This is a genomic window from Streptomyces celluloflavus, from assembly GCA_000720995.1.
Taxonomy (GTDB): Bacteria; Actinomycetota; Actinomycetes; order Streptomycetales; family Streptomycetaceae; genus Streptomyces; species Streptomyces celluloflavus.
This window is the reverse complement of record JOEL01000003.1, coordinates 161,238-173,559: the sequence shown is the minus strand read 5'-3', so window position 1 is coordinate 173,559 and position 12,322 is coordinate 161,238. Positions and strand designations below refer to the sequence as shown.

Sequence of the window (12,322 nt, the reverse complement as noted above, 5' to 3'; positions counted from 1 at the left end):
GGAGCGGACCCGGCGCGCCGCGCCCGCGCCGGCCGCCCACCGGACGGACCGGCACCCCGTGCCGACGGCCACCGCGCCGCCCGTCCGCCCGGCCCGCCGGGTCCGGCACCCCGTGACCGGCGGGCCCGTCCGCCGGTCCTGGGCAGCGCCCGGCCACCGGCACGCCGTACTTCCACTGTGCGTCCAACCGGCGCGTACCGCACGGACCGCTACCCGGCGGCGGGCCCGCACCGCACGCGTCCGCCGTGTCCGGGAAAGGGCGGGAGCGGTACGTATTCCGATGCTCAGGCAGGAATAGCTTCATCATCTTCCATTCACCGACGCACGGCTGCCAGCATCTGCGCACCGCCACCGTGTGAGGGAGATTCCGATGACACGCCCCCGTCCTCTGCGCTGTCTGGCAGCCCTGGCGGTGGTCGCTCTCGCGGCCACCGCCTGCGGACGTTCCACCCAGGGCAGCGGCCCCGCCGGCAGCGGCCCGCGGGCCGCCGCGGGCACATCCGCCGCCCAGCTGCTCCCGGCGCGGTACCAGCAGCAGGGCGTCCTGCGCGTCGCCACCGCGGTCGGCTACCCGCCGATGGAGATGTACGAGACCGGGACGACCCGGCTCACCGGCGTCGACCCCGACCTCGCCCAGGCCATCGCCGAGCGGCTCGGACTGAAGCTCGAACTCACCAACGCCGCCTTCGACGGCCTGATCCCCGGCCTCGGATCCGGCCGGTTCGACCTGGTGATGTCCTCGATGACGGACAGCGCCCAGCGGCGCCAGGCGGTCGACTTCACCGACTACTTCCGCACCGGCGGCGTCATCATGACGAAGAAGGGCAACCCCCAGGGCATCAAGACCCTCGCGGACCTGTGCGGTAAGACCGTCGTCCTCGCCAAGGGCAGCTCCAACCTGCACATCGGCGAGGAGCAGAACGCCAAGTGCCGGGAGAAGATGCAGATCTCGCAGAGCGAGGACGCCCCGACCGGGCTGCTGCAACTGGACACCGGACGCGCCGTCGCGACCATCGTCGACTACCCCGTCGCCCAGACCTTCACCGACCGCAGCAGCGCCTACGAGGTCCTGCCGGCCCAGTACGGCACCGCGCCCTGGGGCATCGCGACGGCGAAGAACCAGAGCGGCCTGCGCGACGCCGTCCGCCAGGCCCTCCAGGAACTGATCGACAACGGGCGCTACCAGAAGATCCTCGACACGTGGAAGGTCGGCGGCAGCGCCGTGTCCAAGGCCACCATCAACGACGGGCAGTGAGCGCGGACATGACCCCTCTCGACACGACCGGCGCCGCCCCCGGCGGCACACCGGCACCCGCCACCGGCGGCACGGCGCAGGAGGAGGACCTCACCCTCCAGGTGACCCGGCGGCCCCGCCCCGGACGCTGGCTCGCCGTCATCGCCGCCGTCCTGTTCGCCGGATGGCTCACCTACACCATCATCGTCAACCCCAACCTGCACTGGGACATCGTCGCGAAGTACCAGTTCGACGGTGTGATTCTCGACGGCCTGTGGGTGACCGTCCAACTCACCCTCATCTCCATGGCCGTCGGCATCACCATCGGCGTCCTCATCGCGGTGATGCAGCTCTCCGACAGCCCCGTACTGCGCCTCACCGCCGGCGCCTACACCTGGTTCTTCCGCGGCACCCCGCTGCTCGTCCAGCTCATCTTCTGGTTCAACCTGGCCCTGATCTTCCCGGAGATCAGCATCGGCGTGCCCTTCGACGGGCCCAAGCTCATCAGCTGGCAGTCCAACCAGCTCATCACCGGATTCGTCGCGGCGCTGCTGGGCCTGTCCATCAACGAGGGCGCCTATATGGCCGAGATCGTGCGGGCCGGTATCCAGAGCGTGGACCCCGGCCAGCGCGAGGCGGGCGCCTCCATCGGCATGTCGAACCGGCGGATCCTCTCCCGGATCATCCTGCCGCAGGCGATGCGGGTCATCATCCCGCCGTTCGGCAACCAGTTCATCTCCATGCTCAAGACCACCTCCCTGGTCTCGGTCATCGCCGGCGCCGACCTGATGACCGTCTCCCAGCACCTCTACCTCGCCAACTTCGAGGTGGTCGCGATGCTCATGGTGGCGTCCCTGTGGTACCTGGTCCTGACCACCATCGCCAGCGTCGCCCAGCACGCCGTCGAACGCCGCTACAGCCCCCGCGCCACCCCGCCCCTGCGACACCGGGTCCTGGCCAACCTCACACCCGGGCGCGCCAAGAAGGAGACCGCATCGTGAACGACGTCATCCTCCGGGCCCGCGGCGTCCGCAAACGGTTCGGTGACACCGAGGTGCTGAAGGGCATCGACCTCGAAGTCCGCACCGGCGAGGTGCTCTGCGTCATCGGACCCTCCGGCTCCGGGAAATCCACCCTGCTGCGCTGCTTCAACCACCTGGAGCAGATCGACGCCGGACGCGTCTGGATGGACGGCGAACTGGTCGGCTACGAGGAGCACGGCCCCGCCGGCCGCACCCTGCGCGAACGGCACGCCCGCGACATCCGCCGGCAGCGCGAGCGGATCGGCATGGTCTTCCAGCGCTTCCATCTCTTCCCGCACCGCACCGCGCTGCAGAACGTGATGGAGGGACCGGTCACCGTCCGGAAGCGGCCCCGCGCCCAGGCCGAGAAGCACGCCCGCGAACTGCTGGACCAGGTCGGACTGGCGGACCGGGCGGACCACTACCCGAGGCAGCTGTCCGGCGGGCAGCAGCAGCGCGTGGCGATCGCCCGCGCACTGGCCATGGAACCCACCCTCATGCTCTTCGACGAACCCACCTCCGCGCTCGACCCGGAACTCGTCGGCGAGGTCCTCGGCGTCATGCGCGACCTGGCCCGCAGCGGGATGACCATGGTCGTGGTCACCCATGAGATGGGCTTCGCCCGCGAAGTCGCCGACCGCGTCCTGTTCATGGACCAGGGCGCCGCCGTCGAGGCCGGCCCCCCGGACGAACTGTTCACCGCCCCGCGGCACGACCGCACGCGGGCCTTCCTGTCGACGGTGCTGTGATGAACCGACCCATCGACCTGCTGCTGCGCGGCGGCACCCTCATCGACGGCACCGGCGCCCCCGCCCGGGAGGCCGATATCGCGGTCACCGGCGGACGCGTCGCCGTGCTTTCCCCCGGCACCCCCGTCCGGGCGGCCGAGACCGTGGACGCGACCGGACAGGTCGTCACGCCCGGCTTCATCGACGTGCACACCCACTCCGACGCCCTCGCGGCGCCGCACGGCCCCGACGCCACCGCGCAGCCGGCGGACTCCATCGAGGACCTGCGCCTGGCCCCCCTGCTCCAGGGCGTCACCACCGAGATCTGCGGAAACTGCGGCACCAGCCTGTTCCCCTCGCTCCCGGAACGCCTGCCGGCCCTCGCCGACCATCTGCGGGTGACTTTCGGGCTCGGACCCGTCCAACCCGCAGCCGATTTCGACGCCTTCGCCGCGGCCCAGAACCCGGCCCTGCGCCGGACCCATATCGCCTCGCTCGTCGGCCACGGCACCCTGCGGGCCGGGGTGATGGGCTTCGCGGCCCGCCCGCCCCGGCCCGACGAACTGCGCGGTATGTGCGACCTGCTCGACCGGGCGCTGAGCCAGGGCGCGGCGGGCCTGTCCACCGGACTGATCTATCCGCCCGGCACCTACGCGGACACCGCCGAGATTGTCGCCCTGGCCAAGGTCGCCGCCCGCCACGGCAAGCCCTATGTGACCCATCTGCGCGACGAGATGTCACAGGTGGAAGCCGCCCTGGAAGAAGCCCTGGAGATCGCCGTGCGCTCCGGCGCCCCGCTCCAGGTCTCCCACCACAAGACCGCGGGCCGCCACGCCTGGGGCGCCACCCTGCGCACCCTGCCCCGGCTGGAGGCGGCACGGGCCGACGGCGTGGACGTCCTCTGCGACGTCTACCCCTACACCGCGGGCAGCACCGTCCTGCACGCCATGCTGCCGCCGTGGACGAGCGAGGGCGGCGTCGGCGAACTGCTGGCACGGCTGCGCCGGCCGGAGGCGCGGGACCGCATCCGGGCGGACATCGCGGCGGGCGTCGAGGGCTGGGAGAACACCGTCGGCAACGGCGGCTGGGACCTCATCGCGGTGGCCGCCGCCCGTACCCGCCCCGAGGCCGAGGGCCGGCGGATCGCCGCTCTCGCCGCCGAACGGGGCACCGACCCCGTCGACTACGTCTGCGATCTGCTGCTGGCCGAACAGGGCGAGGTGACCATCATCAGCCACTCGATGCGCGAGGACGACGTCCGCCGGGTGCTGGCCAGCCCGCTGTCGATGATCGGCTCGGACGGCGTCCCCAAACCCGGCCGGCCGCACCCCCGCTGGGCGGGCAGCTTCGCCCGGGTCCTCGGACACTACGGCCGGGACCGGCGACTGCTGTCGCTGGAGACCGCCGTGCACAAGATGAGTGGGCTGCCCGCCCGGCGGTTCGGGCTGACCGGACGCGGTGTGGTGCGCGACGGCGCCTGCGCCGATCTGGTCGTCCTCGACCCGGCGACGGTCACCGACACCGCGACCTTCGACCGCCCGCTGCTGGCACCCGAGGGCGTCGGCACCGTCGTCGTCGCCGGGCAACTGGCCGTGCGCGACGGCCGCCCGACCGCGGTACGGGCCGGAGAGGTGGTGCGGGTCCGATGAGCCTGGCCCAGGTGGCCGCGGCGGCCCGCCGCTCGGCCGCGCTGCCGCTGACCCTCGCCGTCGCCGCCATCGACGTCGACGGTGACGAGTGCGTCGGCGTCGACGACGGCACCGTACTGCCGGTCGCGTCCGCCGCGAAGCTGCTGCTGCTCGCGGAGGTGTCCCGGCGACTGGACACCGGCGAAGTCGGCGCCGGGCAGCGCGTCGAGATCCTCGACGCGGACCTCGCGGACGGCACCGGTCTGCTGCGCCGGCTGGGCCGGACCGGCTGGACGGTCGAGGACCTGGCCTGGCTGACCGCCTCGGTCAGCGACAACACCGCCACCAACGCGCTGCTCCGGCTCGTGGGACGCGAGGCCACCGGCGACCTGGCCGGGCAGCTCGGGCTCGCCCACCTCACCCTGCACGACCGCGTCCGCGACGTCCGGGGCCCGGACCTGCCGCCGGTCTTCGCCACCGGCACCGCACGGGACCTGGCACACCTGGTGGCCCACGCGGTACGCGGCACCCTGCACGCACCGCCGGCCTCGGCCCGCCTGCTGCGGTGGATGCGCGCCAACACCGACCACGGCCTGGTGCCCGCCCTGATCGGCCACGACCCCTACGCACCCGGCTTCCCCATACCGCTGCCCGACGGCCTGCTGGTGGCCAACAAGACCGGCACCGACACCGGGGTCCGCGCCGACGCGGGCGTCATCATCGGGGCGCGCCGCCTGGCGTACGCGGTGGTGGCGCACTGGGACACGGCCCTGGGCGCCAGTACGGAGCGGGCCGCCGTGCACGCCATCCGGGATGTCGGCCGGACCCTCGCGGCCTGCGCCCACCGCCGCGCCCCCGCATGACCGACGGCCGCCGCACGCGGATCCGCTCCGCGTGCGGCGGCCGTCCGGGCCCGGCGGCGGCCGGCTCACGGCCCGCGGCCCGGCCGCCGACTCCGCCCGGCGGCGCTCGCGCCGGTCAGGCCCACTGCATCTCCAGCAGCGACCGGATCTCCTCGGCCGCCGACCGCAGCTCCGCCAGGAATATCCGCAGCAGCGGATTGCGGTTCGTCTCCCGGGTGGCGACCCCTATCCGCCGGTGCAACTGGGGGTGGTCCAGACGGCAGACGTGCACCCCCGCGGTGTCGCCGAGCCCGAGGGCCGGGACCAGCGCGATCCCCATCCCCGCCCGTGCCAGGTTGACCGTGACCTGGTAGTGGTCGCTGCGGCAGCGCACCCGGGGACGGAAGCCCTCGGCCGCGCACGCGCGCTCCAGCACCGGCTCACCGGTGTGACCGCCGTGCGTACCGATCCAGCTCTCGCCCTCCAGCGCGGCCAGCCGCACCGCAGCACGCCGGCCGAGCCGGTGCCGCAGCGGCACCACCACCAACTGCGGTTCGTCGAAGAACATCTGCACCGCCACGGCCGCCTGCCGGCACCAGGGATCCAGCGGATGCTCGAAGACCACCGCGGCATCCAGCCGGCCCGCCTCCAGATCGGGTATCAGCTCGTGCGGCTGGCCCATGATCAGCTCCAGCTCGACCTGCGGCCGTTTCGCCGCGAAGCCCGACAGTGCCCGCGGCAGCAGCTCCAGACCCGCGGAGGCGAAGAAGCCGACCCGCAGCACCCCCGCCTCGCCCTCGGAGTGCGCCCGCAGATCGTCCTGTGCGACGGCCATCAGATCCGCGACGGCCTGCGCGTGCTCGGCCAGCCGCACGCCCGCGGCGGTCAGCCGCAGGCTCTGCGGCGCCCGCTCCACCAGCGCCACCCCGAGCTCCCGCTCCAGCCGCGCCAGTTGGTGCGAGATCGCCGACGGACTCAGATGCAGCGCCTGGGCCGCGGCCACGATGGTGCCCCGGCGGGCGATCTCCAGCAGGACGAGCAGACGGGCACTGTTCAGCATCGGGACAGGTTAGGGCGTGCCGTCACCGTGGCGCTCCGGTGTCCGCCCCGGCGGACCGGACCGGGCCGGGCGCCGCGAGCTCCGCCGGCCCGGCCACGTCCAGCCGCAGCAGATCCTCGTCGGTCTCGCGGCGCACCACGGTGCGGGCCCGGCCCTCGCGGACGAAGACCACGGCGGGGCGCGGCAGCTTGTTGTAGTTGGAGGCCATGGCGTACCCGTAGGCACCGGTGACCGGTGTGGCCAGCACGTCCGACACCCGCAGATCGGCGGGGAGCGCGGCATCGTCGACGATCACATCGCCGCTCTCGCAGTGCTTGCCGACCAGCCGCGCGCGCAGCGGCCGCGGTGCGCCGGGGCAGCGCGGCAGGAACACCTCGTAGCGGCTGCCGTACAGGGCGGGGCGCAGATTGTCGCTCATCCCGCCGTCGACGCTGACGTACGTCCGCACGCCCTCGATCCGCTTGATCGTCCCCACCCGGTAGAGGGTCAGGCCCGCCTGTGCCGCGATCGAACGGCCGGGTTCGACGGTCACCGCACCGTCCCAGCCCGCGCCGCGCACCGCCGCCCGCACCCCGGCCGCCCAGTCGGCGAACGACGGTGCGCGCTGCCCCGCCTCGTACGCGACCCCGAGCCCACCGCCGACGGTGAGCCGGCGGGCGCCCACCTCCGCCGCGAACCGTGCGACGGCCGCGGCACCCGCCGCGAGCTCCGCCGCGTCCAGCACCTGGGAGCCGACGTGCGCGTGGACGCCCTCCAGGATCATCGCCGGGGAGGCGGCCGCCCGCCGGACCGCGGCCGCGGCCACGCCGCCCGCGAGGCCGAAGCCGAACTTCGAGTCGTTGCCGCCGGTCCGGATCGCCTCGTGGGCACCGGCGGCGACCCCCGGCGCCACCCGCAGCTGGACCCGGGCCGGCGGCAGGCCCTCGGTGGCGTGCAGGCGCTCGATCCGGTCCATCTCGTCGAAGCTGTCGACCACCACGTACCGCACCCCGGCGGTGATCGCGGTGCGCAGCTCCGCCTCGTCCTTGTTGTTGCCGTGCAGCACGATCCGGTCTGCCGGCACCCCCGCGTGCCGGGCGACCCGCAGTTCGCCGCCGGAGGCGACGTCGAGCAGCAGCCCCTCCTCATGGGCGAGCCGGGCCATCGCCGTGCACAGGAACGCCTTGGACGCGTACGCGACACCGTCCGGGCCGAAGGCGGCGACCGCCTCCCGGCAGCGCTGCCGCAGATGCTCCTCGTCGTACACGAACAGCGGCGTCCCGAACCGCCGCGCCAGTTCGGTGAGCAGCACCCCGCCGACGGCCAGTCCTCCTGGCCGGGTCTCGGCGGTGCGGGGCAGCAGACCCGTTGCGATGACGGACGACACAGTTCCTCCCGTAAGCAGGCTCGCCGCCATCCTGCGGCCCGGGTGCGCGATGACGAAAGCGCATTCTTCCGGTGCTGAGCCCCATATTTTATGAGGCTCCCGCCGGTCGGCGAGGCGGCGGGCGGAAGCCTCCGAATGGCCCGCGGACCGTATCCCCGCCACCGCCACCGCCACCGCCACCGTCCCCGGAACCGTCGTGTGCTCGACGGGGTGCCGTTCGCCGACCGGCCGTCATCCGCCGGGGATCACCTCGACGGAGCCGATGTACTCCCGGGTCTCCGCGTCCGGGAGCCGGACGGACTGCGCCCAGAAGTAGATCGCCAGGCTGAAGGCGGCGATGAGCGCGATGTCCCACCACAGCGGAATGGCGTCGGTCGCCCCGCAGGACGCCGCCGAGGCCGGGCCCGTACTGCAGAATCCGCCCTGCCAGGAGAGCACGCCCATGCCCGCGAGATACACCGGCAGCCACTGCGCGGAGCGCCAGTCCATGTGCGGGGTGCGCGGGTTGAGCCCCAGCAGCGCCGAGCCGCCCAGCAGCAGATAGCCGAGCGCGATCGCCACGCCGAGCCGCCACAGGGTGTCCCAGCCCGCCCAGTAGATGATCAGGTTCGCCACGATGAAGGCCACGGGTGCCCAGAACATGCCGCCGGGCAGACGGTACGGGCGGGGCCGGTCCGGGTCCTGTCTGCGCAGGCACCCGAAGGCCAGCGGCGCCCCCGCGTACATCAGCACGCTCGCGGACGTGACGAAGCCGACCAGCTTCTGCCAGGTGGGGAACGGCAGGAACACGACGAGCCCGATGACGAAGGCGAAGAGCAGACCGGCCCAGGGGACCCCGCGCGCGGTGGTGCGCTCGAAGACCGCGGGCACATAGCCGTTACGGGACAGCCCGTACGAGACCCGTGAGGTGGCGGTGGTGTAGATCAGCCCCGTACCGGACGGCGAGACGACCGCGTCGATGTACACGAGAACGGCGAGCCATCCGAGGCCGACCGAGGTGGCGAGCCCGGCGAACGGGCCCGTCTTGCCGGGGAAGGTGAGACTGGCCCAGCCGTGCGCGAACGCGCTCTGTGGCAGGGCCGCGATGAAGACCACCTGGAGCGCCACATAGATGAGGACGCCGATGAGGATCGAGCCGATGACCGCGCGCGGGAGGTCCCTGGCCGGATTGCGGCTCTCGCCGGCCAGTTGGTCGGCCTGTTCGAAGCCGAGCAGCGCGAAGATGATGCCGCTGGTGCTGATGGCGGAGAGCACGCCCCTGGCGCCGAACGGGGCGAAGCCCTGGTAGCCGAAGTTGCCGCCGTGGAAGGCGGTCGCGGCGAGGCCGATGACGGTGACGAGCGGGACGGCCACCTTCCACCACGTCGCCACGCTGTTGGTGTGCGCGAGCCATCTGATGCCGAAGAAGTTGACGACGACGAAGAACGCCATGAAGGCGACGGCCAGGGCGTATCCACCGGCCGTCAGATGGTTCCTGCCGGTCTGCACCCAGGGGGCGTGGATGCTGAGGTAGTTCAGCGACGCCATGACCTCGATCGGCGCCACGGTGACCGCCTGCAACCAGGAGAACCAGCCGAAGGACGCACCGGCGGCGCTGCCGAACGCGTAGTGCGGGAAGCGCGCGGTGCCGCCCGCGACCGGGTACATGGCGCCCAGTTCGGCGTGGACGAAGGCCAGCACGATGATGGCGAGCGCCCCGATCCCCCAGGAGACGAGCGCCGCCGTGCCGGCCGCCTGCGCGGCGAGCAGCGCGCTGAACAGCCACCCGGACCCGATGATGGATCCCCCGGAGGCCCAGACGAGGCCGATCAGCCCGATGTCCCGTTTGAGCCCCGGATCCTCGGGCGCGGTGGCGGTGGGCATCTCCATGCGGCATGCACCCCTCGTTCCGGTGAGGATGAGGCACGGGGCGTCGGCGGCGCGTTCTCGGGACGGGACCGGACGCGGCTGAGCCGTGCCAGGATGCCCCATTATCGGGCGAATTACGCGAACGGAGCGGCAGGATCACACCGGCCTTCCGGCTATCGGGCGCCGATCACCGGAATGGCCGCGGGGGGCGGACCACCCCGGCACCACCGCATCCGCCGGATGGCCGAGCCGGACAGGAAGCCGCCCCCACCGCCGCGCCGTTGGCACGGACCACACGCCCGGCGGGCGTGTTCGCCGGGGCGCGTCGGTACGGGACCGGGCGCGTCGGCCGGGTGGACAAGCACGGGGCGGTAGCGGACCGCGGTGCGGCGCGGGGCCGCCCGGTGTCGTCCACCGGGCGGTCCCGCGGGTGCGCGGTGCGTCAGCAGTCCCGAACGGGGTCCGTCTCGCTGGAGATGGCCGTGTCCTTCATGAAGCCGAGCCGGCCGTTGTCCGCCACGGTCATGAGCCAGCGGGTCGGGTGAGGTCCGCCCACCCAGGCTTGGCCGTCCTCCTTGCAGTAGAACCAGCTCGGGTTGGAGTTCATGTACCCCACCACCGTGTCGGGGTCGGGGTAGGAGTGGTTGTTGCCGATGATGCCGTAGACCGGTGCCCCCGACACGTTGTTGCAGTACCACCTGTTGCTCTCGCCGGGCCAGCAGTTGCTCGCGGCCGCCGCCGACGGGGCGGTCGCGAAACCCAGCCCCACCGTGAGCGTGGCGGCGGCCAGAACCCCGCCGAGCGCCTTCCTCGTCCGCATACGTTCCCCCTTGTGTCCGGTCGGTTGAGATGAGCCGTGGAGACCCACATGCCGAGACGTATTCGGCGCGCATGCAGTTGCACCGACTGTCGGTCAGTTCCCTTGGGATGTTGGGGAGTTGGGGCTTGGTGCGCCGTACAAGTGCGGTCCGCGCCCGCCCTGGTGTCCCGATGGCCGGGCGCGGGCGGGTCCGGGGCGGTGATGCCGGTGCGAGGCGCGGGCCGACGGGGTCCACGCCCCCGCCACCGGCGTCAGGCGTAGCTCTGCGGATGGGTGGCTGTGGCGGAGCGCGGGGGCCAGGTCTGGGGGGCGAGGATGCCCAGGACGTAGGCGCGGGCGACGAGGGCGGGGCGGGTGGTGGCGCCCAGCAGGGCCCGCAGGCGGCTGAGGTGGTAGTCGACCGTCTGGCGGGAGAGCCGCAGCGAGGTGGCGATCTCGCCGTTGCTGCGACCGCCGGCGAGCAGCGACAGGATGCGGAGCTGGCTGGCGGTGAGCGGCGGTTGGGGCTCGTGGGCCAGCCCCTGGTGGGTGACGACCGCCCAGACGCTCGCCGCACGGGCCGAACTCCGGCCGACCGTCGTCAGATGCAGCCGGGCGCGGCGTTGCGCTCCCCGGGCGTCGACGAAGACCGCGGACGTCTGGACCCGCCTGCTGCGACGGGATATCAGGTCATGCCATCGGTGGTGCAGCCCGTCGAGCTCCGGCAGCGGGGCCAGCAGGGTGTCGGCCCGGCGGCCGACGAGGTCGGAGAGCCGGGTCTGGAGCAGTTCGGCGGCGGCCGTGCTCGCCTGCTGTATCCGGCCGCCCGCCGAGAGCAGCGCACAGGGCAGTCCGCTGTGGTCGCGCAGCGCGCGCAGGCTCTCCTCGGCCTCCCGGCGCTGGTTCACCGCCCGGGTGCAGTCGGTGATGTCCACGTAGATGCCCGCCACATGGGTCTGCGCGCCCTCCCGGAAGGGGAACCGGTGGCCCGCGGCCTGCCCGCTGCCGCCGTCGTCGCGTTGGTACGTGAAGGTGTGCCGCAGGGGTTTGCCGCGGGTGAGGACGTCCTGGTCCAGGGCGAGGAACTGGGCCGCGGCGGCGGGGGAGTGGAGTTCGTGCACCGTCTTGCCGATGACGTTCTCCGGCGTCGTGCCGTAGCGGTGGGCGTAGGCGTGGTTCGCCCAGAGATAGCGGCCGTCATGGTCCCGGATGAAGGCCGGGGCGGGGACGAAGTCCGCGAACGCCCCGTCACGGCGGGCGGCGGTGGTGCCCGCGCCCGCCACCGCGGCCACACCGCGGGTCCGGCCGTCGGCCGGGGCGTCGCCGAGGGGCCAGCTCACGTCGAAGACCCGCCCCTCGAACCGCACCTGCCAGTGGCGGGTTCCGGGGGAGCGCCAGGGTGCGGCGATGTCCTGCCGCAGGGTGTCGAGGAACCGCCGCGCGGTGCGGATGTCGTCGCCGAAGGCGCCACCGCCGCTCTCGACGGTGCGCAGCTGCCCGTCGGCCTCCCACCAGAGCACGGGGAGCTGCGCGAGCAGCGAGCGGAGACTGGTCTTGTCCACGACGGCCTCTCTGTCATGAAAGATTCAACCGGTTTGCCCGGGGTGACATCGGTATGCGTATCCCCGGCGGTCGTCGGGCATGCCCGGTTTTCGGCCGACCTGGCCTACGCAGGTCTGCGACGCAACGGTCACATCCGCCATACGTCATCACAAAACCTTCACAGCACTTCAACGGCTCCTGCAACTAAGGCATTTGCCTGACCGCGCACCGCCGGAAGCGGAGTGTGCGGCGG

10 protein-coding genes are annotated in these 12,322 nt (G+C 72.9%); 5 read left to right on the top strand and 5 right to left on the bottom strand.

Annotated features, from left to right (window positions below):
* Positions 1-370 precede the first annotated feature (370 nt).
* The 5 genes from IH09_RS04225 to IH09_RS04205 are packed head-to-tail and all read left to right on the top strand — an operon-like array spanning position 371 to position 5,475.
* On the top strand, positions 371-1,255 hold the full coding sequence (locus IH09_RS04225) for an ABC transporter substrate-binding protein (protein WP_052854103.1): 885 nt from the start codon (positions 371-373) through the stop codon (positions 1,253-1,255).
* 8 nt (positions 1,256-1,263) lie between these two features.
* Positions 1,264-2,235, top strand: coding sequence for an amino acid ABC transporter permease (locus tag IH09_RS04220; protein ID WP_094791055.1), 972 nt, complete (start codon positions 1,264-1,266; stop codon positions 2,233-2,235).
* 8 nt (positions 2,236-2,243) lie between these two features.
* Positions 2,244-3,005 (top strand): amino acid ABC transporter ATP-binding protein, encoded by a 762-nt coding sequence (locus tag IH09_RS04215; RefSeq protein WP_052854479.1) that lies wholly within the window; start codon positions 2,244-2,246, stop codon positions 3,003-3,005.
* Positions 3,005-4,633, top strand: a complete 1,629-nt coding sequence (locus tag IH09_RS04210) for an N-acyl-D-amino-acid deacylase family protein (protein ID WP_052854102.1) — start codon at positions 3,005-3,007, stop codon at positions 4,631-4,633. Before IH09_RS04215 ends, IH09_RS04210 begins: the two co-directional genes overlap by 1 nt.
* On the top strand, positions 4,630-5,475 hold the full coding sequence (locus tag IH09_RS04205) for a serine hydrolase (protein ID WP_052854101.1): 846 nt from the start codon (positions 4,630-4,632) through the stop codon (positions 5,473-5,475). The genes IH09_RS04210 and IH09_RS04205 overlap by 4 nt, the downstream gene beginning before the upstream one ends.
* 115 nt (positions 5,476-5,590) lie before the next feature.
* Here IH09_RS04205 and IH09_RS04200 read toward each other — a convergent pair whose 3' ends face one another.
* From IH09_RS04200 to IH09_RS04180, 5 genes are all read right to left on the bottom strand, one after another.
* Entirely contained in the window at positions 5,591-6,514 is a 924-nt protein-coding gene (locus tag IH09_RS04200; protein WP_052854099.1) for a LysR family transcriptional regulator, read from the bottom strand.
* Positions 6,515-6,536: 22 nt separating this feature from the next.
* Positions 6,537-7,880, bottom strand: a complete 1,344-nt coding sequence (lysA, locus tag IH09_RS04195) for a diaminopimelate decarboxylase (RefSeq protein WP_052854097.1) — start codon at positions 7,878-7,880, stop codon at positions 6,537-6,539.
* 231 nt (positions 7,881-8,111) lie between these two features.
* A complete protein-coding gene (locus IH09_RS04190; protein ID WP_052854095.1) occupies positions 8,112-9,749 on the bottom strand; it encodes an APC family permease in 1,638 nt (545 codons plus the stop codon).
* Between the two features lie 421 nt (positions 9,750-10,170).
* On the bottom strand, positions 10,171-10,548 hold the full coding sequence (locus IH09_RS04185; RefSeq protein ID WP_052854094.1) for a hypothetical protein: 378 nt from the start codon (positions 10,546-10,548) through the stop codon (positions 10,171-10,173).
* A gap of 251 nt (positions 10,549-10,799) precedes the next feature.
* A complete protein-coding gene (locus IH09_RS04180; protein WP_052854092.1) occupies positions 10,800-12,089 on the bottom strand; it encodes a PAS domain-containing protein in 1,290 nt (429 codons plus the stop codon).
* Positions 12,090-12,322: the final 233 nt, after the last annotated feature.

Coding starts and splice junctions, on each gene's coding strand:
- IH09_RS04220 (WP_094791055.1), top strand. CDS start 1,264: ATGACCCCTCTCGACACGACCGGCGCCGCCCCCGGCGGCACACCGGCA.
- IH09_RS04205 (WP_052854101.1), top strand. CDS start 4,630: ATGAGCCTGGCCCAGGTGGCCGCGGCGGCCCGCCGCTCGGCCGCGCTG.
- IH09_RS04225 (WP_052854103.1), top strand. CDS start 371: ATGACACGCCCCCGTCCTCTGCGCTGTCTGGCAGCCCTGGCGGTGGTC.
- IH09_RS04185 (WP_052854094.1), bottom strand. CDS start 10,548: ATGCGGACGAGGAAGGCGCTCGGCGGGGTTCTGGCCGCCGCCACGCTC.
- IH09_RS04200 (WP_052854099.1), bottom strand. CDS start 6,514: ATGCTGAACAGTGCCCGTCTGCTCGTCCTGCTGGAGATCGCCCGCCGG.
- IH09_RS04210 (WP_052854102.1), top strand. CDS start 3,005: ATGAACCGACCCATCGACCTGCTGCTGCGCGGCGGCACCCTCATCGAC.
- IH09_RS04190 (WP_052854095.1), bottom strand. CDS start 9,749: ATGGAGATGCCCACCGCCACCGCGCCCGAGGATCCGGGGCTCAAACGG.